At 74.3% G+C, this 21,462-nt stretch carries 22 protein-coding genes; 11 read left to right on the top strand and 11 right to left on the bottom strand.

Annotated features, from left to right (window positions below; translation table 11 throughout):
• Window positions 1-199: 199 nt before the first annotated feature.
• Window positions 200-1,120: a hypothetical protein gene (locus tag FJQ57_RS04105; RefSeq protein ID WP_139977924.1), complete on the bottom strand. Its 921-nt coding sequence runs from the start codon at window positions 1,118-1,120 to the stop codon at window positions 200-202.
• Between the two features lie 80 nt (window positions 1,121-1,200).
• Here FJQ57_RS04105 and FJQ57_RS04100 point away from each other — a divergent pair, with 80 nt between their 5' ends.
• Entirely contained in the window at window positions 1,201-2,550 is a 1,350-nt protein-coding gene (locus FJQ57_RS04100; protein ID WP_246081575.1) for an AMP-binding protein, read from the top strand.
• A gap of 120 nt (window positions 2,551-2,670) precedes the next feature.
• On the opposite strand, the gene gatB is transcribed toward FJQ57_RS04100, so the two are convergent.
• Genes gatB through gatC form a run of 3 tightly spaced genes read right to left on the bottom strand, consistent with a single transcriptional unit; the run spans window position 2,671 to window position 5,995 of the window.
• Window positions 2,671-4,164 carry an Asp-tRNA(Asn)/Glu-tRNA(Gln) amidotransferase subunit GatB gene (gene gatB / locus FJQ57_RS04095; RefSeq protein WP_139977922.1) on the bottom strand — a complete coding sequence of 498 codons (1,494 nt, stop codon included), beginning with the start codon at window positions 4,162-4,164 and terminating at the stop codon, window positions 2,671-2,673.
• Window positions 4,164-5,699, bottom strand: coding sequence for an Asp-tRNA(Asn)/Glu-tRNA(Gln) amidotransferase subunit GatA (gatA, locus tag FJQ57_RS04090; protein WP_139977921.1), 1,536 nt, complete (start codon window positions 5,697-5,699; stop codon window positions 4,164-4,166). Before gatA ends, gatB begins: the two co-directional genes overlap by 1 nt.
• A complete protein-coding gene (gatC, locus tag FJQ57_RS04085; RefSeq protein ID WP_139977920.1) occupies window positions 5,696-5,995 on the bottom strand; it encodes an Asp-tRNA(Asn)/Glu-tRNA(Gln) amidotransferase subunit GatC in 300 nt (99 codons plus the stop codon). The genes gatA and gatC overlap by 4 nt, the downstream gene beginning before the upstream one ends.
• An 87-nt stretch (window positions 5,996-6,082) precedes the next feature.
• Here gatC and FJQ57_RS04080 point away from each other — a divergent pair, with 87 nt between their 5' ends.
• The 4 genes from FJQ57_RS04080 (at window position 6,083) to wrbA (ending at window position 8,555) form a co-directional block, all read left to right on the top strand.
• Complete coding sequence (locus FJQ57_RS04080; protein ID WP_139977919.1) at window positions 6,083-6,469, top strand: hypothetical protein; 387 nt, start codon at window positions 6,083-6,085, stop codon at window positions 6,467-6,469.
• 116 nt (window positions 6,470-6,585) lie between these two features.
• Window positions 6,586-7,206, top strand: coding sequence for a sulfite oxidase-like oxidoreductase (locus tag FJQ57_RS04075; RefSeq protein ID WP_139977918.1), 621 nt, complete (start codon window positions 6,586-6,588; stop codon window positions 7,204-7,206).
• On the top strand, window positions 7,203-7,919 hold the full coding sequence (locus tag FJQ57_RS04070) for an FAD-binding oxidoreductase (RefSeq protein WP_170219264.1): 717 nt from the start codon (window positions 7,203-7,205) through the stop codon (window positions 7,917-7,919). The genes FJQ57_RS04075 and FJQ57_RS04070 overlap by 4 nt, the downstream gene beginning before the upstream one ends.
• A gap of 42 nt (window positions 7,920-7,961) precedes the next feature.
• Window positions 7,962-8,555 carry an NAD(P)H:quinone oxidoreductase gene (gene wrbA / locus FJQ57_RS04065; protein ID WP_139977917.1) on the top strand — a complete coding sequence of 198 codons (594 nt, stop codon included), beginning with the start codon at window positions 7,962-7,964 and terminating at the stop codon, window positions 8,553-8,555.
• Here the strand turns inward: wrbA and FJQ57_RS04060 are convergent.
• Window positions 8,552-9,217 carry a TetR/AcrR family transcriptional regulator gene (locus FJQ57_RS04060; RefSeq protein WP_211348737.1) on the bottom strand — a complete coding sequence of 222 codons (666 nt, stop codon included), beginning with the start codon at window positions 9,215-9,217 and terminating at the stop codon, window positions 8,552-8,554. The two genes, wrbA and FJQ57_RS04060, sit on opposite strands and share 4 nt — an antisense overlap.
• A gap of 70 nt (window positions 9,218-9,287) precedes the next feature.
• Between FJQ57_RS04060 and FJQ57_RS04055 the strand changes: the two genes are divergently transcribed.
• Entirely contained in the window at window positions 9,288-10,454 is a 1,167-nt protein-coding gene (locus FJQ57_RS04055; protein WP_139977915.1) for an acyl-CoA dehydrogenase family protein, read from the top strand.
• A 55-nt stretch (window positions 10,455-10,509) separates the two neighbouring features.
• Here FJQ57_RS04055 and FJQ57_RS04050 read toward each other — a convergent pair whose 3' ends face one another.
• Window positions 10,510-11,025, bottom strand: a complete 516-nt coding sequence (locus tag FJQ57_RS04050) for a MarR family winged helix-turn-helix transcriptional regulator (protein ID WP_246081574.1) — start codon at window positions 11,023-11,025, stop codon at window positions 10,510-10,512.
• A gap of 87 nt (window positions 11,026-11,112) precedes the next feature.
• Here FJQ57_RS04050 and FJQ57_RS04045 point away from each other — a divergent pair, with 87 nt between their 5' ends.
• Complete coding sequence (locus FJQ57_RS04045) at window positions 11,113-11,400, top strand: DUF1540 domain-containing protein (RefSeq protein ID WP_139977913.1); 288 nt, start codon at window positions 11,113-11,115, stop codon at window positions 11,398-11,400.
• 9 nt (window positions 11,401-11,409) lie between these two features.
• Here the strand turns inward: FJQ57_RS04045 and FJQ57_RS04040 are convergent, their stop codons facing one another.
• Both FJQ57_RS04040 and ligA read right to left on the bottom strand, forming a co-directional pair.
• The gene (locus tag FJQ57_RS04040) at window positions 11,410-11,820 is read right to left on the bottom strand and encodes a hypothetical protein (RefSeq protein ID WP_139977912.1); all 411 of its coding nucleotides are present in this window, start codon (window positions 11,818-11,820) and stop codon (window positions 11,410-11,412) included.
• 4 nt (window positions 11,821-11,824) lie between these two features.
• Window positions 11,825-14,005 (bottom strand): NAD-dependent DNA ligase LigA, encoded by a 2,181-nt coding sequence (gene ligA, locus FJQ57_RS04035; protein WP_139979010.1) that lies wholly within the window; start codon window positions 14,003-14,005, stop codon window positions 11,825-11,827.
• Between the two features lie 79 nt (window positions 14,006-14,084).
• Between ligA and FJQ57_RS04030 the strand changes: the two genes are divergently transcribed.
• From FJQ57_RS04030 to FJQ57_RS04020, 3 genes are all read left to right on the top strand, one after another.
• Complete coding sequence (locus FJQ57_RS04030; RefSeq protein WP_211348736.1) at window positions 14,085-14,723, top strand: alpha/beta hydrolase; 639 nt, start codon at window positions 14,085-14,087, stop codon at window positions 14,721-14,723.
• Window positions 14,724-14,882: 159 nt separating this feature from the next.
• Window positions 14,883-15,512, top strand: coding sequence for a TetR/AcrR family transcriptional regulator (locus tag FJQ57_RS04025; RefSeq protein WP_139977911.1), 630 nt, complete (start codon window positions 14,883-14,885; stop codon window positions 15,510-15,512).
• Entirely contained in the window at window positions 15,509-17,089 is a 1,581-nt protein-coding gene (locus FJQ57_RS04020; protein ID WP_139977910.1) for an MFS transporter, read from the top strand. Before FJQ57_RS04025 ends, FJQ57_RS04020 begins: the two co-directional genes overlap by 4 nt.
• A gap of 34 nt (window positions 17,090-17,123) precedes the next feature.
• Here FJQ57_RS04020 and FJQ57_RS04015 read toward each other — a convergent pair whose 3' ends face one another.
• From FJQ57_RS04015 to FJQ57_RS04005, 3 genes are read right to left on the bottom strand one after another with little or no spacing between them, the layout of a single operon-like run.
• Window positions 17,124-18,152 (bottom strand): uroporphyrinogen decarboxylase/cobalamine-independent methonine synthase family protein, encoded by a 1,029-nt coding sequence (locus tag FJQ57_RS04015; protein WP_139977909.1) that lies wholly within the window; start codon window positions 18,150-18,152, stop codon window positions 17,124-17,126.
• Window positions 18,152-19,237 carry a tRNA 2-thiouridine(34) synthase MnmA gene (gene mnmA, locus FJQ57_RS04010; protein ID WP_211348735.1) on the bottom strand — a complete coding sequence of 362 codons (1,086 nt, stop codon included), beginning with the start codon at window positions 19,235-19,237 and terminating at the stop codon, window positions 18,152-18,154. The genes FJQ57_RS04015 and mnmA overlap by 1 nt, the downstream gene beginning before the upstream one ends.
• Before the next feature lie 7 nt (window positions 19,238-19,244).
• Complete coding sequence (locus FJQ57_RS04005) at window positions 19,245-20,444, bottom strand: cysteine desulfurase family protein (RefSeq protein ID WP_139977907.1); 1,200 nt, start codon at window positions 20,442-20,444, stop codon at window positions 19,245-19,247.
• Between the two features lie 165 nt (window positions 20,445-20,609).
• Here FJQ57_RS04005 and FJQ57_RS04000 point away from each other — a divergent pair, with 165 nt between their 5' ends.
• Window positions 20,610-21,461 (top strand): DUF4394 domain-containing protein, encoded by an 852-nt coding sequence (locus tag FJQ57_RS04000; RefSeq protein WP_139977906.1) that lies wholly within the window; start codon window positions 20,610-20,612, stop codon window positions 21,459-21,461.
• Window position 21,462 lies beyond the last annotated feature (1 nt).

The following is a 21,462-nucleotide window of genomic DNA, read 5'->3' as shown; positions in this document are numbered from 1 at the left end:
GGTGAGGACGCCGCGGGGCAGGTGCTCCGGCTCGCGGGCCCCGTCGTGCTGCTCTCGCGCTCACGGCGGGGTCCGCCCACGGTTGCGGGTCAGCGCCGGAGTCGGACCGGCTTCCCCCGCCTCGGGCGTGATGGGTGAGTCGGCCGAAGCGTACGCCCGCCCCGGCCGACCGACCGATTCGCCGTGGAGGCGACGTGGGTCAGGACGCCCCGGTCCAGCCGAGCGCGCCGGCCCCGGCGACCGAGACCAGGGTGGCCCAGGGCATCGCGCGCTCGCAGCGGCCCCCGACCCGGCAGCGGACCACGGTCATCCGCTCGCCACTGCGGTCGAGCCCGACGGCGAGCAGGGTCGAGCCGCGCTCCATCCTGACCTGGGCCGCGTCGACGCTGTCGGGCCACTCGCTGGTCCGCGTCGAGGCGTACGGCGCGAACGCGAACCGGCGCAGCGCGATCGTGCCCTCGGTACGGCGCACGGTGAGCTGGGCGGGGCGGGCGCCGTCGGGGTCGCGCGCGACCACGTCGTGCCGGCCGCTGGCGGAGCGGGCCGTCACCCACCGCGGCGGCGACTGCCACCGCTGGAGGACGGCCCGGTCGGCCGGGTCGAGGTCGTCGGGGTCGGTCGTCTCGACCACGACGCGACCCGTCGAGGCGTCCAGCACGGTGTAGGTCGTCGGCCCGGACCGGTCGGCCAGCGCGGTCAGCACGTGGCCACTGGTCCGCACGAGCACCGGCGGGTAGTTGTAGGTCTGGAACACCGGCCCGCGGGCGGTGACCCGGCCGTCGCGAGCCACGGCGTACAGCTGGTCGCCGTCGGGACGGGTCGCCACCACGAGGGGGACCCCCCGCCACGTACCGAGGGCGACCCGCGGCGTGGTGCGGGCCGGCACCCGGACCGTCGTCGTGCGACCGTCGTGGACGAGCCGGCGGCCGACGAGGACGTCGACGCGCGGAGCGGCGCCTCGGGGCAGGTCGGCCACCTCGACCCGCGTCGTGGGGACCGGCGACGGCGCGGGCTCGGCGGGCGCAGCGGGCGCCGGCGACGGGACGAGCGCCAGCAGGGCAGCAGGGAGCAGCAGCGCGAGGGCGGCGCGGGGGCGGCCGCGCAGGCTGGGACGGTTCATCGGGGACCTCCGAGTGGGGTGCTGACACGCAGGAGACGCAGCCGGGCACCCGATGGTTGCACCGTGCGAGGGTGGTCGTCGTGCTCGACGCGCTCCTCGACCCCACCGGCCCCGACCGCCCCGCCGTGCGCGTCGGCGCCGACGCGCTGACGCGCGACGGCCTGCTCGAGGCCGCGGGCCGGTACGCCGCCGCGCTGGCCGCGACCGGTCCGGCGCCCGTCGCGGTGCACGCCACCGCGACGGTCGAGACCGTCGCCGCGGTCGTCGGCGGCCTGCTGGCCGGGGTGCCGGTCGTGCCGGTGCCGCCCGACAGCGGCCCCGTCGAGCGGGAGCACGTGCTGCGCGACTCCGGCGCCGGGGCCTGGGTCGGCCCGGCCGAGCTGGCCCCCGGGCTGCCGGTGGTCGCCCCGGCGCGGGCCGCGGCCGGCCCGGCGGCGTACGACCCGGACGCGGTGGCGCTGGTCCTCTACACCTCCGGCACGACGGGCCTGCCCAAGGGCGTGCCCCACACCGGCCGCGGGCTGGCCGCCTGCCTCGACGGGCTCGCCGACGCCTGGGCCTGGACGCCCGACGACGTGCTGGTGCACGGCCTGCCGGTGTTCCACCTGCACGGGCTGGTGCTCGGGCTGCTCGGCCCGCTGCGGGTCGGCTCGCCACTGGTCCACACCGTCCGGCCCGACCCGGCGGCGTACGCCTCGGCCCGCGGGTCGGTCTACTTCGGCGTCCCGACCGTCTGGCACCGGGTGGCCCGCTCCCCCGCCGACGCCGCGGCCCTGCGCTCGGCCCGGCTGCTGGTCTCCGGCAGCGCCCCACTGCCGGTCTCGACGTTCGAGGCCGTCGAGGCGCTGACCGGGCACGCGCCGCTCGAGCGCTACGGCATGACGGAGACCGGCATCACCCTGGCCACCCGGGCCGACGCCGTCGCGCAGGCGGGCTGGGTGGGCACGCCGGTCGGCCCGACCGAGACGCGCGTCGACGACGAGGGCCGGCTCGCGGTGCGCGGCCCGTCGGTCTTCACCGGCTATCTCGGCCGCGCGACCCCCGACCTGTCCGAGGACGGCTGGTTCACCACCGGCGACGTCGCCGAGGTCGGTCCCGACGGCAGCCACCGCATCGTCGGTCGCGAGTCGGTCGACCTCATCAAGACCGGCGGCTACCGGGTCGGGGCCGGCGAGGTCGAGACCGTGCTGCTGGACCACCCCGACGTCGAGGAGGCCGCCGTCGTCGGCGTGCCCGACGACGACCTGGGCCAGCGGATCGTGGCGTACGTCGTCGGGCCCGGCCTCGCGGGCCGCGCCGGAGTCGACGACGAGCTCGTCGCCCTCGTCGCCGACCGGCTCTCGGCCCACAAGCGGCCCCGCCGGGTCGTCGTCGTCGACGCGCTCCCCCGCAACGCGATGGGGAAGGTGGTCAAGTCCGAGCTGGGGTGAGGGTGACTGGGGCGCTGGTGGCAAAACCTCCGGTTAAGCGGAGAAACTGCCACTTCTGGTGGGGAGTTCCCCACCAGAAGTGGGAGAATCTCCAGTTAACCGGAGATTTTGCCGCTCGGCTCAGGCCAGCTTCTCAAGCACCAGCTCGCGCACCCGACCCGCGTCGGCCTGGCCGCGCATTTCCTTCATCACCGCACCGATGAGGGCACCGGCGGCGGCGTGCTTGCCGTCGCGGATCTTCTGGGCGACGTCGGGGTTGGCCTCGATCGCCTTGTCGACGGCCGCGCCGAGGGCGCCGTCGTCGCTGACGACGGCCAGGCCGCGGGCGGCCACGATCTCCCCGGGTGTGCCCTCGCCGGCCTGCAGGCCGTCGAAGACCTGGCGGGCCAGCTTGTCGTTGATGGTGCCGGCGTCGACGAGCGCCTGGACGGCCGCGACCTGCTCGGGGGTGACGCCGACCTCGGCCAGCTCGACACCGGCGTCGTTGGCGCGCCGGGCCAGCTCGGCGACCCACCACTTGCGGGCGGCCTGGGGCGGCGCGCCGGCGGCGACGGTCTGCTCGATGGGGAGCAGGGCGCCGGCCGCGACCACGTCGCGCATCTCGAGGTCGGTGAAGCCCCAGTCGCCCTGGAGGCGGGCGCGCTTGGTGGTGGGGTTCTCCGGCAGGGTGCCGCGCAGCTCCTCGACCCACTCCCGCGACGGCGCGACGGGCACCAGGTCGGGCTCAGGGAAGTAGCGGTAGTCCTCGGCGTCGGACTTCTCGCGGCCCGAGGTGGTGCGGCCGGTGTCCTCGTGCCAGTGGCGGGTCTCCTGCAGGATCGAGCCGCCCTGGTCGAGCACCGCGGCGTGCCGCTGCATCTCGAAGCGCACGGCCCGCTCGACGGAGCGGAACGAGTTGACGTTCTTGGTCTCGGTGCGGGTGCCGAGCACGCCGGAGCCCTTGGGCGAGAGCGAGAGGTTGACGTCGGCGCGCAGGTTGCCCTGGTCCATCCGGGCCTCGGAGACGCCGAGGGCGAGGATCAGGTCGCGCAGCTGCTGGACGTACGCGCGGGCGACCAGCGGCGCCTTCTCCCCCGCGCCGACGATCGGCCGGGTGACGATCTCGATGAGCGGGATGCCGGCGCGGTTGTAGTCGACCAGCGAGTAGTCGGCGCCGTGGATGCGGCCGGTGGCGCCGCCGACGTGCAGCGACTTGCCGGTGTCCTCCTCCATGTGGGCGCGCTCGATCTCGACGCGGAACGTCTCGCCGTCGACGTCGACGTCCATCCACCCGTCGAAGGCGATCGGCTCGTCGTACTGGGAGGTCTGGAAGTTCTTCGGCATGTCCGGGTAGAAGTAGTTCTTCCGGGCGAAGCGGCACCACTCGGCGATCGAGCAGTTGAGGGCCAGGCCGATGCGGATCGCCGACTCCACGGCCTTGCCGTTGACGACCGGCATCGCGCCGGGCAGGCCGAGGCAGGTCGGGCAGACCTGGCTGTTGGGCTCGCCGCCGAAGACCGCGGGGCAGCCGCAGAACATCTTGGTGGCGGTGTTGAGCTCGACGTGCACCTCGAGCCCGAGCGCGGGGTCGTACGTCGCCAGGACGGTGTCGAAGTCGACCAGGGCGGTGGCCATCAGCGGGGTCCTTCCGAGCCGGTGGAGAGGTCGGGGGCGCGGTCGAGCAGCGACCCGCCCCACGTCGAGGTCAGCAGGGTCTCGGCGGCGGCGCCCACCCGGTAGACGCGGTCGTCGGCGAGCGCGGGGGCCAGCACCTGCAGGCCGGCGGGCAGGCCGTCCTCGTCGGCCAGGCCGCTGGGCACCGAGATGCCGGGGACGCCGGCCAGGTTGGCCGGGATGGTGGCGAGGTCGTTGAGGTACATCGCCAGCGGGTCGTCGAGCTTCTCCCCCAGCTTGAACGCCGTGGTCGGCGCGGTCGGCGAGACCAGCACGTCGGCCTGGGCGAACGCGGCGTCGAAGTCGCGGGTGATGAGGGTGCGGACCTTCTGGGCCTGCCCGTAGTAGGCGTCGTAGTAGCCGCTGGACAGGGCGTAGGTGCCGAGGATGATGCGGCGCTTGACCTCGTCGCCGAACCCGGCGTCGCGGGTGGCCCGCATGACCTCCTCGGCCGACGGGGAGGCGACGCCCTCGGGCAGCACGCGCAGGCCGTAGCGCATGGCGTCGAACTTGGCCAGGTTGCTGGAGGCCTCGGCCGGGAGGATGAGGTAGTAGGTGGCGAGCGCGTGCACGAACGTCGGGCACGAGACCTCGACGACCTCGGCGCCCGCGCCGACCATGAGGTCGACGGCCTCGGTGAACCGCGCCATCACGCCCGGCTGCCAGCCCTCGCCGGCGAGCTCCTTGACGACGCCGATGCGCACGCCGGACAGGTCGCCGGTCGCGCCCCGGCGGGCCGCCTCGACGAGGCTCGGCAGCGGCTGGTCGACCGAGGTCGAGTCGCGCGGGTCGTGGCCGCCGATGAGCTCGTGCAGCAGCGCGGAGTCGAGCACGGTGCGGGTGACCGGGCCGACCTGGTCGAGGGAGTTGGCCAGCGCCACGAGGCCGTAGCGCGAGACGCCGCCGTAGGTCGGCTTCACGCCCACCGTGCCGGTGACCGCGCCGGGCTGGCGGATCGAGCCGCCGGTGTCGGTGCCCAGGGCCAGCGGCGCCTCGAAGGCGGCCACCGCGGCGGCCGAGCCGCCCCCCGAGCCGCCCGGGATGCGGTCGAGGTCCCAGGGGTTGTGCGTGGCGCCGTACGCCGAGTGCTCGGTGGAGGAGCCCATGGCGAACTCGTCCATGTTGGTCTTGCCCAGGATCGGCAGGCCGGCGGCCTTGACCTTGGCGACCACGGTGGCGTCGTACGGCGGCAGCCAGCCCTCGAGGATCTTCGAGCCGCACGTGGTCGGCAGGCCCTCGGTGGCCAGGACGTCCTTGACCGCGATCGGCACGCCGTCGAGCGCGGAGCGGGTCGCGCCCTCGGCGCGGCGCTCGTCGGAGGCGGCGGCCTGGGCCAGCGCGCCCTCGGCGTCGACGTGCAGGAACGCGTGCACGGCGCCGTCGACCGCGGCGATGCGATCGAGGTGGGCCTGGGTCAGCGCGACCGAGGTCGTGGCGCCGGAGGCGAGGTCGTCGGCCAGCTCGGCCGCCGTACGACGGGTCAGGTCGGCGCTCACTGCTCGTCCCCCAGGATCCGCGGCACCGCGAAGCGCTGCTGCTCCGCGCGCGGCGCGCCCGACAGCGCCTGCTCGGGCGTCAGGCCCGGCACGACGACGTCGTCGCGGAAGACGTTGGTCAGCGGCAGCGCGTGCGACGTCGGCGGGACGTCGTCGCCGGCCACGCCGCTGATCGAGGCCACGGACTCGAGGATGACCGACAGCTGGGGCGCGAGGTGGTCGAGCTCGGCGTCGTCCAGGTCGATCCGGGCGAGCGTCGCCAGGTGGGCGACCTCGTCTCGGGTGATCTCAGGCATGGGCGCCAGCCTAGGGCCCCACCTCGGTGAGAACTCCTTCACCACCGGCTCATGCCCACCTCACCGACGACCGCGAGTGTCCTCGGCATGAACCCGCTGCGCACCACCGCCGCCACCCTCGCCGCCACCGCCCTCGTCGCGACCCCGCTCGCCGTCCTCACCGCCGCCCCCGCCCAGGCCGCGGAGAAGTCGGGCCGCTGCGACGGCGCCACGTTCAAGCTCGAGGTCGAGAAGGACGACGGCCGCTACGAGATCGACACCGACATCGACGACGCCCGCCCCGGCAGCCAGTGGCGCATCGTCCTCAAGCAGGACGGCCGCACCCTGGCCAACGTCGTCCGCCGTGCCGACTCCGACGGTGACGTCGACGGGGTCGACCGCGAGCGCCGCGACACCCGCGGTACCGACCGCTTCGTCCTGCGCGTCAACAAGGTCGGCACGTCCGGCGGCTGCGCGCTGCGCATCGTGCGCTGATCCTCGGGCCTCGCCGTGGGTGCGGCGGGTGTGCGACATGCGGGGCGGCTGCTCCGGCCGCCGGCTCGGATGACGTCCCGCCGACCCCACGACGGGGCGCCCGGCATGATGGCCGGGTGCCCGTCACCCGAGGCTTCACCGGCAAGCGCCGCGCCGAGCAGGCCGGCCGCGCCGACCGCCTGCCCCCCGGCCAGTACGACGTCGGCCGCGAGTGGCCGACCCTGACCGCCGAGGCCACGCCCCACCTCGTCCCCGAGCAGTGCTCGATCACCGTCGACGGTCTCGTCGAGACCCCGACGACGTGGTCGTGGCAGCAGCTGCACGAGCTGCCCGGCTCGGCGTACGAGGGCGACATCCACTGCGTGACCACGTGGAGCCGCTTCGACACCTCCTTCCGCGGCGTCTCGCTCGACGTGCTCCTGGAGGCGGCCGGGCCGGGGCCCGAGGCGGCGTACGTGGTCGCGCACTCGACCACCGGCTACGCCACCAACCTGCCGCTCGCCGACGTCACCGACGGTCGCGCCTGGGTCGTGTGGGAGGCCGACGGCAAGCCGCTCTCCGACGAGCACGGCGGCCCGCTGCGGCTGCTCGTGCCGCACCTGTACTTCTGGAAGTCGGCCAAGTGGGTCGAGCGCATCGAGCTCACCGACGTCGACCGGCCGGGGTTCTGGGAGACCCACGGCTACCACGACCGCGGCGACCCCTGGCTGGAGCAGCGCTACCAGGGCGACCCGTGACCGGCCCCTCGACCCCCTGGACCACCGCCACCGTCGTCGAGGTCGACCGCCCCGACGGCCGCCTGGCCCGGGTGCGGCTGGACGTCGACGGCCGCGAGGAGGGACTCCCCGGTCAGCACTACGTCGTGCGCCTGCGGGCCCCCGACGACTACACCGCGCAGCGCTCCTACTCCGTCGCCTCCGACCCGGCCGACCCGCTCGTGGAGCTCATGGTCGAGCGGATGCCCGACGGCGAGGTGTCGGGCCACGTGCACGACGTCCTCGAGCCGGGCGACGTGCTCGAGGTGCGCGGCCCGCTCGGCGGCTGGTTCACCTGGGACGGCTCCACCACCGCGGTCGCGGTCGGCGGCGGCTCGGGCGTGGTGCCCCTCGTCGCGATGCTGCGGTACGCCGCCCGCACCGGCACCGCCGACCGGCTGCGGGTCGTCGCGGTCGGCAAGACGCTCGACGCCCTGCCCTACGCCGAGGAGCTGCTGGCCGCCGGGGCGTCGGTGTTCACCACGCGCGAGAACCTCGGGAGCCGGGTCGCCGCGCCGCCGTACCCCGAGGAGGTCGGCGAGCTCGTCGAGGACCTGGTGGCGCGCTCGGGACCGGTCGAGGCGGCGTACGTGTGCGGCTCGGCGGGGTTCGCGACCTTCGCGACCCGGCTGCTGGGCGAGTCGGGAGTGCGGTTGGACCGGGTCCGGGTCGAGCAGTTCGGCCCCACCTCCTGACGGGTGGTTGAGATTTCACCGACCTCGTCTACGGTCGGGTCCATGACCAAGCTCGCGATCATCTACTACTCCGGTTTCGGCACGGGTCACGCCATGGCGACCCGCCTCGAGCAGGCCGCGCAGGCCGCGGGCGCCGAGGTGCGCCGTCGCCGCGTGCGGGAGACCGCGCCCCAGGAGGTCGTCCAGAGCGTCGACGCCTGGGCCGCCCACCTCGCCAGCGTGGCCGACGAGCCCGAGGCCACCACCGACGACATGGACTGGGCCGACGCCGTGATCATGGGGTCGGGCACGCGCTACGGCCACATCACCAGCCAGCTGCAGTCGTTCATCGACACCCTCGGCCCGCTGTGGCAGGAGGGCAAGCTCGCCGACAAGGTGTACGCCGCGTTCACCTCCAGCCAGACCAAGCACGGCGGCCAGGAGACGACCCTGGAGGCGCTCAACACCACGTTCGCCCACTTCGGCGGCATCATCGTCCCGCCGGGCTACACCGACGCGGTGAAGTTCAACGACGGCAACCCCTACGGCGTCGGCGTCGTGACCGGCGGCGGTGGCGGCCTGTCCGACGACGACAACGCGGCCCTGGACCACCTGGCCACCCGCGTGGTCACGATCGCGGGCCGGCTCGCCGGCTAGTCCCCCGCTCCCAGGGCGCGCTCCACGAGCGCGGCCACCTCGCCGGCCGGGCGGTCGGTGGCCACCACGACGACGGCGGTGCGCGCAGGCGCGCCGCCGTCGTCGTGCGTCCAGGTCGTGGTCATGGCGAAGACGGCCTCCATCGCGTCCTCGAACTCCGGGAACGGGTCCGCGGCGTCGCCGCGCAGCCACCGGCGCAGCACCACGTTGTGCGCGGTCACCACCGCCGCGGCGAGCAGCTCGGCGTGCAGGTCGGCCGCCGGGCCGGGCAGCCACTCGCGCAGCCGGTCGCGGAAGAGCCGCTGGTAGCCCAGCAGCCCGGCGACCTCCCGGTCGCGCAGGGCCGGCACGGTCCGGGTCAGGGCGTAGCGCCGGTGCGCCAGCGCGCCCTCCGCCACGTAGTGCTCGAGCACCAGCCGGGCCGCCTCGGTGACCGCCAGCCGCACCGTGGCGGCCGTGCCGGTGGCCAGCCGGGCCTCGATGCGGCCCTGCAGCTCGTCGTGCCGCGGGAAGATCACGTCCTCCTTCGACCCGAAGGCCCGGAAGAACGTCGACCGGCTGACCCCGGCGCGCTCGACGACCTGCTCGACCGTCGTGGCGTCGTACCCCTGCTCGTCGAAGAGGGCGAACGCCGCCTCGACCATGCGCTCGCGCGTCGTCATCTTGGGATCTCCCGGCGGTCGTGTGAGACTGGGTCGCGTCCAGACGATACCGAGTCTCAGGGGTGGAGACATGACCGGCTCCGGCAGCACGTTCGACCTGTTCCGCACCACCGACGACCACGAGGAGCTCCGCGCCGCGGTGCGCGACCTCGTCGCCGACAAGGTGACGCCGTACGCCGCCGAGGTCGACGAGCAGGCCCGCTACCCGCGCGAGGCGCACGACGCCCTCGTCGCGTCCGACTTCCACGCCCCGCACGTGCCCGAGGAGTACGACGGCGTCGGCGCCGACGCGCTGGCCACCTGCATCGTCATCGAGGAGGTCGCCCGCGGCTGCGCGTCGTCCTCCCTCATCCCGGCGGTCAACAAGCTCGGCTCGATGCCGGTCATGCTCGGCGGCGACGACGACCTCAAGCGCCGCTACCTGCCCCGCCTGGCCGCCGGCGAGGGCTTCTCCTACGGCCTCTCCGAGCGCGAGGCCGGCTCCGACACCGCCTCCATGCGCGCCCGGGCCACCCGCGACGGCGACGACTGGGTGCTCAACGGCACCAAGGCGTGGATCACCAACGCCGGTGAGTCGGAGTTCTACACCGTGCTGGCCGTCTCCGACCCCGACGCGGGCCGCGGCAAGGGCGTGAGCGCGTTCGTGGTCGAGAAGTCCGACGAGGGCTTCGGCTTCGGCACCAAGGAGCGCAAGCTCGGCATCAAGGGCTCCCCCACCCGCGAGCTGCTCATGGACAACGTGCGCATCCCCGGCGACCGCATCATCGGCGAGCCCGGCAGCGGCCTCAAGCTGGCCCTGCGCACCCTCGACCACACCCGCGTCACCATCGGCGCCCAGGCCGTCGGCATCGCCCAGGGTGCGCTCGACCTCGCCCTGGACTACGTCAAGGAGCGCCAGCAGTTCGGCAAGCGGATCGCCGACTTCCAGGGCATCCAGTTCATGCTCGCCGACATGGCCATGAAGCTCGAGACCGCGCGCCAGATGACCTACGTCGCCGCCGCCAAGTCCGAGCGCGACGACGCCGACCTGTCCTTCTTCGGCGCCGCTGCGAAGTGCTACGCCTCCGACGTGGCCATGGAGATCACCGTCGACGCCGTCCAGCTGCTCGGCGGCGCCGGCTACACCCAGGACTTCGCGGCCGAGCGGATGATGCGCGACGCCAAGATCACCCAGATCTACGAGGGCACCAACCAGGTCCAGCGCCTCGTCATGGCGCGCCAGCTCATCGGCCGCTGACGGCTTCCCCAGACCCCTCGCGCTGACCGTCGTCGATCGACGACGGGTCGACGCGTCAGGGCTGGTAGTCGCCGCGCCGGGCGCGGAACCGGCCCAGGATGTCGACGAGCGCGGCGACGTCGTCGGCGTCGAGGCCGACCTGCTCGAAGACCTCGGCGTTGAGCACCCCGGTCGCCTCCTCCACCAGCTCCTGGCCCGCGGGCAGCAGCTCGAGGATGGCCGAGCGGCCGTCGTCGGGGTTGGCCGTGCGGTCGATGAGGCCGTCCTCGCGCAGCCGGGAGGCCAGGCTGGTCAAGGACGTCGGGTGCACCTGCAACCGGTGGCCGGCGCGGAGCATGGTCATCCGCTGCTCGGAGGCGAAGCTGAGCAGCCGCAGCAGCTCGAACCGGGCGAAGGTCAGCCCGAAGGGCCGCAGCACCGCGTCGATCTGGGTCAGCAGCAGCTGCTGGGCCCGCATCACCGACGTCACCGCGGCCATGCCGTCCGCGGCGTCGTCCCAGCCGTGGGAGCGCCACTGCCGGCGCGCCTCGGCGATCGGGTCGCGGCCCGGGGGCGCCGCTGAGCTGCTCACCCGGGGCATCGTAATGAGGTCCGTGCACCCGGTGAGGCAAGGCTCACCAGGCTGGACGGCACCGGGGATCGGGTCCACCGTGATCGCATGACGACGATGAACCTGCCCCTCATCAGCACCTGCTCGGTCTCCGGTTGCTCCTACAACCACGACCACGACTGCCACGCCGCCGCCATCACCATCACCGGCGCGACGAGCTCCTGCGGCACGTACGTCGAGGAGGCGGCCAAGGCCGGCATCGACACCACCGGCCAGGTCGGCGCCTGCCACCGCTCGGAGTGCGTGCACAACTCCGCACTGGAGTGCTCGGCCCAGAGCGTCGAGATCGGGCCCGGTGCCGACGTCGCCGACTGCCTGACCTACTCCGCGGGCTGACCCCGGGCGTCAGCAGCGGCGCATCTCGGTGAGGCGGACCTGGCCGCCGCCGCCCGACTGCGCCGCGGCGAGGACGTAGTCGACCCGGCTGCCGCGCGCGGCGTGGACCGACCTCACCGGCGAGAGCCTCCCGGGCGCGGCCCTGAAGGTGCGCGACGTGCCCGCGGCGTTGCGCAGGACGCCGCGGTGGGCGATCTTGCTGCCGCGGTTGTCGACCCGTGCGAAGACGCGCCAGCCGGCGCCCTCCGGCTCCTTGCAGATGCCGTACCTGGCTCCGTCGCCGCTGCCGACGACCTCGAAGCTGCGGGCGCCGCGAGCCGACGACGGCTCCGCGGCGAGGGCCGGGGCCACGGTCGAGACCGTGAGCCCTGCGGTCACGACGAGGGCCAGGACGGCGGGCACGGGGCCGAGGCGGGTCATGAGCTCACTGTGCCACCGGATCGCCCGGCTCGGGGTCGGACGTGCTGTCCGGTTCCTCGGCCGGCTCCTGTGGCGGCTCCTGTGGCGGCGGCCCGTCGGCGAGCAGCGCCTTGAAGCCGTCCTCGTCGAGGACCGGGACGCCGAGCTGCTCGGCCTTCTCGGCCTTGGACCCGGCGTTGTCGCCGACGACGACGTAGTCGGTCTTCTTCGACACCGACCCCGCGGCCTTGCCGCCGCGGGACAGGATCGCCTCCTTGGCCGAGTCGCGGCTGAAGTCGACCAGGGACCCGGTGACGACGACCGTCACGCCCTCGAGCGTGCGCGGCACGGACTCGTCGCGGGCGTCCTCCATCGACACGCCGGCCGCCGCCCAGCTCTCGACGATGCGCGCGTGCCACGGCACCTCGAACCACTCGATCACCGCCGCCGCGATCGTGGGGCCGACGCCCTCGGCCGCCGCGAGCTCCTCCTCCGAGGCCGCCCGGATGCGCTCCATGGAGCCGAACTCCTGCGCCAGGGCCCGGGCCGCGGTCGGGCCGACGTGGCGGATCGACAGCGCGACCAGCACCCGCCACAGCGGCACGTCGAGCCGGCTCCGGAGGTTGGCCAGCAGCCGCTCGGCGTTGGCCGAGAGCTGCGGGCCCTCCTCGCCCTTCTTGGGGGCCCGCGTGAACAGCGGCGCCATGGCCACCCGGGCCTCGTCGAGGTCGAAGACGTCGCCCTCGTTGGCGATCGCGCCGGCGTCGAGCAGCGCCGAGGCGGCCTCGTAGCCGAGCCCCTCGATGTCGAACGCCCCGCGGCCGGCGACGTGGAAGACGCGCTCACGGGCCTGGGCGGGGCAGTGCTCGTGGTTGGGGCACCGGAGGTCGCGGTCGCCCTCCTTCTGCTGGTAGAGCTCGGTGCCGCAGGCGGGGCAGGCCTCCGGCATCACCCACTCCGCCAGGCCCTCGGGCCGCAGCGCGAGCACCGGCCCGACGATCTCGGGAATCACGTCGCCGGCCTTGCGCAGGACCACGGTGTCGCCGGGCCGGACGTCCTTGCGCTTGACCTCGTGGGCGTTGTGCAGCGTGGCCTTCTCCACCGTCGAGCCCGCGACGCGGGTGGGCTCCATGCGCCCGAACGGGGAGACCCGGCCGGTGCGCCCGACCTGGACCTCGATGGCCAGCAGCTTGGCGTTGACCTCCTCGGGCGGGTACTTGAACGCGATGGCCCAGCGCGGCGCGCGGCTCGTGGAGCCGAGCCGCCGCTGCAGCGCCACGTCGTCGACCTTGACCACCACGCCGTCGATCTCGTGCTCGACGTCGTGGCGGTGCTCGCCGTAGTGGGCGATGAAGGCGTCGACCTCGCCGAGCGACTCCAGCACCCGCACCCGGTCGGAGGTCGGCAGGCCCCAGGCCCGCAGCGCGTCGTACGCCGCGGACTGGGCGGTGGGCTCGAACCCCTCGCGCGCGCCGATGCCGTGGCACACCATGCCCAGGGCGCGGGTCGCGGTGACCCGCGGGTCCTTCTGCCGCAACGAGCCGGCGGCGGCGTTGCGCGGGTTGGCGAAGACCGGCTTGCCGGCCTCGGTCATCGACTCGTTGAGCCGCTCGAAGGCCGCGGTGGGCAGGAACACCTCGCCCCGGACCTCGAGCAGCGCCGGCACCGGGTGCTCCTCGGAGACGGCCAGCCGGTGCGGGATGGAGTCGATCGTCTTGACGTTGGGCGTGACGTCCTCGCCGGTGCGCCCGTCGCCGCGGGTCAGCGCCCGGACCAGCCGGCCCTGCTCGTAGAGCAGGTTGATCGCCAGCCCGTCGACCTTGAGCTCGCACAGCAGCGCCGGCGACTCGACGCCGTCGCGGCCGAGCCGCGCGTACCACGACGCGAGCTCCTCGGAGGAGAAGGCGTTGTCGAGGCTCTCCATGCGCTGGAGGTGGTCGACCGCGGTGAACTCGGTCGAGACCGCTCCCCCGACCTTCTGGGTCGGCGAGTCGGGCGTGCGCAGCTCGGGGAACTCCTCCTCCAGCGCCTCGAGCCGCCGCAGCCGCCGGTCGAAGTCGGCGTCGTCGAGCGTGGGGTCGTCGAGCACGTAGTAGCGCCAGCGCGCGTCCTCGACCTGCTCGCTCAGCGCGCGGTGCTCCTCGCGCGCCTCCTCGGTGACGGGCGTCGGGGTGCTGGGGTCGGTCTCGGGTGGCACGGAGGCCATCTTGCCGGTCGCCACCGACAGTGAGCAGCCTCACCGGGGGTGGGCCATCCACCACCGGCCCCGCCTCCGAACCACGCCCGTGACCGCCGACGCCTCCCCCCACGCGGGCCTGGGTCCTGAGTCCCTGACCCGGCTCGACGCGCCCGGCCAGCGGGCGCTCGTGCTGGTGCTGCACGGCGGCAAGGCGTCCAGCCGGCAGCCCGTCGACGCCCGCAGCGCGTCGTGGAAGCGGATGGCCGCGATGCAGCGCACCGTCACCCCCGCCCTGCACGAGGCCGGCATCGGCTCCTGGCTGCTGCGCTACCGCGTCCGCGGCTGGAACCACGGCGCCCCCGTGGCCAACGCCCGCTGGGCCCTCGACGAGGTACGACGCCAGCTCGGCGACCTGCCCGTCGTGCTGCTCGGCCACTCGATGGGCGGCCGCACGGCGGCGCACGTCGCCGACGACCGCGCGGTGGCCGGGGTGGTCGCCCTCGCCCCGTGGTGGATGCCCGAGGACCCGGTCGAGGCCCTGCGGGGCAAGCCCGTCCTGGCCGCCCACGGTCGGTCCGACAAGATCACCTCCGCCCGCCAGACCCGCGCCTTCCTGCGCCGGGCCGAGGACGTGGCCTCCGAGACGGCGTTCCACGACATGGGCCGGGTCGGGCACTACATGTTCCGCCGGGTGCCCGAGTGGAACCGCGTCGCCACCGAGGCCTGCCTCTCCCTCCTCGCCTGAGCCCGCGCCCGGACCGGACCGGACCAGACCGGTCGTGGTCCACGACCGGCCTGCGGAACACCTCACCCCTCCGTCGAGTTGACGGTCGATGGAACGCGGTCGTACCGTCGCCTGGTACGAAACCGTTCCGTTCCATCGAGTGACGAGGGACACACCTGCATGACTCCGAGCACCAGCACGTCGCCGCCGACCGAGGCCGGCAGCCGGCCGCGCGTCGAGGGCGACCGGGAGCAGGAGATCCTCGACGCGACCATCGCCACGATGGCCGACGTCGGCTACGACCGGCTGACCATGGACGCGGTGGCCTCGGCCGCCCGCGCCTCCAAGGCCACGCTCTACCGCCGGTGGAGCACCAAGTCGGCCCTGGTCATCGACGCCCTGTGCTCGATGAAGGAGCCGCACGACCTCCCCGACACCGGGAGCCTGCGCGGTGACCTGATGGCGATGTTCTGCGGCATGGGCGGGCTGACGGACGAGTTCCAGATGGCCGTCCTCGGCAGCGTCATCACCGCCATCGGCCGCGACGAGGACTTCGCCGCCGACTTCCGCGCGCAGTTCATCGGACCCAAGGCCGCGATGGCCGTGGGCGTCTACGAGCGGGCCCGCGAGCGCGGCGAGATCGCCGACGACGTCGACCTCGACCTGCTCGTCCCGGCCCTGCCCGGCGTCGTCCTGCACCGCCTCTTCCTGCTGGGCGAGGCGCCGACCCCCGCGTTCATCGAGCGCGTCATCGACCAGATCATCCTGCCCGCCGCAGGCATCCAGACCACAGACAAGGAAACGTCATGACCGACCTGACCAAGGCCGAGGAGCAGGTGCCCGAGCGCCCGGCCGACGAGGGGAAGGGCACCCACCTGGGGTGGGCGCTCGTGCTCATCTCGGTCGCCCAGCTCATGGTGGTGCTCGACGGCACCATCGTGAACATCGCCCTGCCGTTCATCCAGACCGACCTGCAGATCGACCAGGCCAACCTGACCTGGGTCGTCACCGGCTACGCCCTGGCCTTCGGCAGCCTCCTGCTGCTCGGCGGTCGCCTCGGCGACCTCTACGGTCGCCGCAAGATCTTCATGATCGGCCTCGTCATCTTCGGCATCGCCTCCGCCCTCGGCGGCCTGGCGACCAACGAGCCGCTGCTGATCGCCGCCCGGGCGCTCCAGGGCGCCGGCGCGGCCCTGGCCGCCCCCGCGGCCCTGGCGCTGATCACCACGACGTTCCCGGCCGGGCCCCAGCGCAACCGCGCCTTCGCCGTGTACGCCGCCATGTCGGGCGTCGGTGCCGCCGTCGGCCTGCTGCTCGGCGGCTGGCTGACCGGCATCGACGACGACCTCGGCTGGCGCCTGACCCTGCTCATCAACACCCCGATCGGCCTGGCCACCGCGTTCCTCGCGCCGCGCCTGCTCAAGGAGTCCGAGGCCCGCACGGGCCAGCTCGACGTGCCCGGCGCCGTCACCGGCACCCTCGGCCTCGTCGGCCTGGTCTACGGCATCACCCGGGCCGGCGAGGACGGCTGGGGCGACGCCACCACCCTGGCCAGCCTCGGCGCCGGCATCGCGCTCCTCGTCGTCTTCGGGTTCGTCGAGAGCCGCGTCGAGCACCCGCTGCTGCCGTTCCGGGTCTTCACCAACCCGACCCGCGCGGCCAGCTTCGCCGCCATGTTCCTCGCGCCCGCCGCGATGTTCGCGATGTTCTACTTCCTCGGGCTCTACATCCAGCAGGTCATGGGCTACAGCCCGCTGCACGCCGGCGTCGCGTTCCTGCCGTTCTGCGTGGGCCTGGTGGCCGCGGCCGGCATCGGCTCCAGCCTGGTCAACCGCATCGACCCGCGCTACCTGTCCGGCACCGGCACCCTGCTCGCCGCCGCCGGCCTGTTCGGGTTCTCCCGGCTGCCCTACGACGAGACGCTGCGCACCTTCGTCGAGGCCTCCTACTGGTCCGACGTGCTGCCCTTCATCATGCTGATGTCGGTCGGCATGGGCTTCACGTTCGTCCCGCTGACCCTCACCGCGGTGCACCACCTGCGGGCCGACGACTCCGGCATCGGCTCGGGCGTGCTCAACACCATGCAGCAGGTCGGCGGCGCGCTCGGCCTGGCCATCCTCGGCACGGTGGCCAACCAGATCGCCACCGACCGGGCGGGCGACGTGACGGCCATCGCCGGCGCGGCCGCGCAGTCCGGCGGCGAGGAGGCCGCCAAGGCCGCCACGGGCGTCGCGATGTCGCAGGTCTTCACCGAGGGCGCGACCAACGCCTTCCTCGTGGGGGCGCTGATGATGCTGGCCGCCTCGCTCGTGGTCTGGACGCTGCTGCGCGTCAAGCACACCGAGCTGGCCACCGACGGCCCCGAGGGTGCCGCGGTCCACGTCTGACCCCCGCCCGACGCACCACCCGCACGACGGCCCGTCAGCCCTCCTCCGGCTCCCCGGAGGTGAGGCGGCGGGCCGTCGTCGTGCAGGCGGCCAGCGCGTGGCGTGCGGTCTCCCAGGTGGCTCCCGCGAGCCCGCAGGCGGGCGTGAGCACCAACCGGGACCCGACCTCGTCGGGGTCGAGGCCGACCATGTCGAGCCAGCGCAGCACCCGCTCGGTGACCTGGCCGTCGTCGAGACCCTGGTCCGAGGCTGCCCCCGAGGTCGGCACGACCCCGAGCGCGACGGTCTCCCCCGCCTCGAGCGCAGTCGCGAGCACGTCGTGACCCGCCGCGTCGACGACCGCCAGGTCGACGGCCAGCCCACGGGCACCGGCGCCCCGCACGAGGTCGAGGGGCGTCCCGGGGGCGCAGGAGTGCACCCAGGGCTCGGCGCCCTCCTCGGCGACCGCCGCCAGCACCCAGCCCAGCGTGTCGCTGAGCTCGGGCCGGTCGATGGTGCGGTGGCGACCGAAGCCCGACGCGGTGGGCACCGAGCCCGTCGCGACGGCGGCCAGGGCGGGCTCGTCGACCTGCACGACGAGCCGGTCGGCACCGCCAACCCGGCGCCGCAGGTCGCGCACGTGGTCCCGCACGCCCTCGGCGAGGGCCTGGGCGAGGTCGCGGCGCAGGCCGTGGTCGGCCAGCACCCGGTCGCCGCGCGGGCGCTCGACGGTGGCGGCGAGGGACCAGGGCCCGGCGACCTGCACCTTGAGCGGCCCCACCCACCCCTGGGTCAGCTCCTCGAGCCCGTCCAGGTCCTGGGCCAGCAGGCTGCGGGCCCGCCGGTGGTCGACGCCGCTGGACTCCGGCGAGCCGGAGACCCGCCAGCCGGCGGGCTGCAGGTCGACGCCGAGGTCGGTGACCAGCGCCATCGCGCGGCCGACCATGCCGGCGGTCACGCCGCGCCCGGGCACCTCGGCCAGGTGGGGCAGGCCGTGGTCCCCGCCCAGCTCGCCGAGCACGACCCGCTGGGCCTCGAGGAAGGACTCCCCCGGCAGCGACCCGACGCCGCTCGCCCGCGCCATCAGGCGGTCGCCGCGATCGTCGCGGACCCGACGACCCGCGTGCCGTCGTACAGCACGGCGGCCTGGCCGGGCGCCACGCCGTACGCCGGCTCGTGCAGCTCGACCTCGACCCGGTCGCCCACGACGGCGACGCTCGCGGGCAGCTCGGAGCCGTGGGCCCGCAGCTGGACGGTGCCGTCGAGGCGGGCGGGCGGGGTGCCGCACCAGCGCGGCGACGTGGCCGAGAGGCGGTGGACAGCCAACCGCTCGCGGCCGCCGACGGTCACGGTGCCGGTGACGGGCTCGATGTCGAGGACGAACCGGGGCTTGCCGTCGGGTGCGGGCCGGCCGATGCGCAGGCCCTTGCGCTGGCCGATGGTGAAGCCGTAGGTGCCCTCGTGGCGCCCGAGCTCCTCGCCGGAGTCGACGTCGACGATGGCCCCGCCCCGGTTGGGGGCGCGGTCGCCGAGCTTCTCGCGCAGCCAGCCGGCGTTGTCGCCGTCGGCGACGAAGCAGATGTCGTGGCTGTCGGGCTTGTCGGCCACGAGCAGCCCGCGGGCGGCGGCCTCGGCGCGCACCTCGGTCTTGGTCGACCCGCCCAGCGGGAACACCGAGTGCGCGAGCTGGTGCTGGTCGAGCACACCGAGCACGTAGGACTGGTCCTTGCCGTCGTCGACGGCCCGGTGCATCTCGACCGTGCCGTCGGGCCCGGTGCGCAGCTGGGCGTAGTGGCCGGTGGCCACGGCGTCGTACCCCAGGGCGAGGGCGCGCTCGAGGACCGCGGCGAACTTGATCTTCTCGTTGCAGCGCAGGCACGGGTTGGGCGTGCGGCCCGCGGCGTACTCGTCCATGAAGTCGACGACCACGTCGTCGTGGAAGCGCTCGGAGAGGTCCCACACGTAGAACGGGATGCCGATGACGTCGGCCGCGCGGCGGGCGTCGTTGGCGTCCTCGATGGTGCAGCAGCCCCGCGCCCCCGACCGGTACGACGCCGGGTTGCGCGACAGGGCCAGGTGGATACCCGTGACGTCGTGGCCGGCCTCGGCGGCGCGCGCGGCGGCGACGGCGGAGTCGACGCCACCGGACATGGCCGCGATGATCCTCACCGCCGCCTCACCGCCAGGCGGCCCGGGCGCGCTCGACGACCGGGACGATGGCCTCGACGACCGCGTCGACGTCGGCGGGGGTCGAGGTGTGGCCGAAGGAGAACCGCAGCGAGTGGCGGGCGGCCTCGGCGTCGCACCCCATGGCGAGCAGCACGTGGGAGGGCTGGGCGACGCCGGCCGAGCAGGCCGAGCCGGTGGAGCACTCGATGCCGCGGGCGTCGAGCAGCATGAGCAGGGAGTCGCCCTCGCAGCCGGGGAAGCCGAGGTGGGCGTTGCCGGGCAGCCGCCCCGGGCCGAGGGGCGCGCCGTGCAGGTGGGCGTCGGGCACGACCTCGAGCACCCGGCGGACGAGGTCGTCGCGCAGCGTGGCGACGTGGGCGGCGTGCTCGGCCTGGTGCTTGACCGCCAGCTCGACGGCGGCGGCGAACGCGGCCACCGCCGGGACGTCGACCGTGCCGCTGCGCACGTCGCGCTCCTGCCCGCCGCCGTGCTGCAGCGCGACCAGGGACAGCTCGCGGCGCGCGACGAGGGCGCCGACGCCGTACGGGCCGCCGACCTTGTGGCCCGTGACGGTCATGGCGTCGACGCCGGAGGCGGCGAAGCCGAGCGGCACCTGGCCGAGCGCCTGCACGGCGTCGGTGTGCACCGGGATGCCGTGGGCGTGGGCGACCTCGACGACCCCGTCGGGCCCGCCCACGGGCTGGAGGGTGCCGACCTCGTTGTTGGCCCACATGACCGAGACGAGCGCGACCGAGCCGGGGTCGCGCTCGATGCTGGCCCGCAGGGCGTCGAGGTCGAGGCGGCCCTCGGCGTCGACGGGCAGCAGCTCGACGGTGGCGCCGGACTCCTCGCCCAGCCAGTGCACGGGGTCGAGCACGGCGTGGTGCTCGATCGCGGTCGTCAGCACGCGGGTGCGGCGGGGGTCCTCGGCGCGGCGCGACCAGTAGACGCCCTTGACGGCCAGGTTGTCGGCCTCGGTGCCGCCGGAGGTGAAGACGACCTCCCCGGGACGGCAGTCCAGCGCCTGGGCGATGGTCTCGCGCGATTCCTCCACGACGCGGCGGGCCTGGCGGCCCGACGCGTGCAGCGAGCTGGCGTTGCCGACGTCGCCGAGGTGGCGGGTGAAGGCCTCCAGCGCCGCGCCGACCATGGGGGTCGTGGCGGCGTGGTCGAGGTAGTGCACCGCCTGGCGCTGGGTCCCGCTCATCGCACCGTCCAGCCTACGGCGCGCCCCGCGACGACGAGCACCCACCGTCGGGTGGCGGCCGGGACGGGGAAGAAAGTCGCCGGCGCGTTCAACAGGACCCGCGCGGCGTCCGTAGGTCCCCGTGACAGACGAAGGACACGGCACGCCATCTCGAGGAGCGATCCCATGCAGCACCACACCCGTCCCACCCTCCGCGCCCGCCGCACCGTCGCCGCCGCCCTGGCCGGCGTCCTCGCGGCCGGGACCACCGCCATCGCCCTGGCCCCGGGCGCCGAGGCAGCCAACCCGAAGGCCGCGTTCGGCCTGACCGCCGCCGGCAAGCTCGTCTACTTCAACACCGACCGTCCCGGCCAGGTGCGGCAGATCGGGGCCGTGACGGGCCTCGGCGGCCAGCGCATCATCGGCATGGACATCCGGCCCTCCGACGGCAAGCTGTACGCCGTCGGCAGCGGCGGCGGCCTCTTCGTCATCCTCAAGAAGACCGCCCGCGCCACCCAGGTCGGCTCCCTGACCGTCGGGCTGGAGGGCACCAGCTTCGGCGTCGACGTCAACCCGGCGGCCGACGCGCTGCGCATCGTCAGCGACACCGGCCAGAACCTGCGCCACTCCTTCGCCGCCGGCACCACGACCGAGGACGGCGACCTCAACGTCCCCGACACGACCCCGCAGGTGCAGGGCATCGTCGGCGCGGCGTACACCAACAACGACAACGCCGAGACCACCGGCACCGCGCTGTACGACCTCAACGCCGCCACCGACACCATCGCCCTGCAGGTCCCGGCCAACGCGGGCACCATCACCAACCAGGGCCCGCTGGGCATCGACGCCACCGCCAAGGCCGGGTTCGACATCCGCTCCACCAAGGTCGACGGCGTCACGGTCGCCAACACCGGGTTCGCGACCCTGAGCACCGGCGGCCGCTACGCGCTCTACAAGATCGACCTCGGCTCGGGCAAGGCGACCCGCGTCAACGGCTTCCGCAACCTGCTGGTCCGCGACATCGCCGTGGTGCACTGAC

The sequence above is a fragment of the Nocardioides litoris genome (assembly GCF_006346315.1).
Taxonomy (GTDB): Bacteria; Actinomycetota; Actinomycetes; order Propionibacteriales; family Nocardioidaceae; genus Nocardioides; species Nocardioides litoris.
This window is presented reverse-complemented; position numbering and strand designations above follow the sequence as displayed.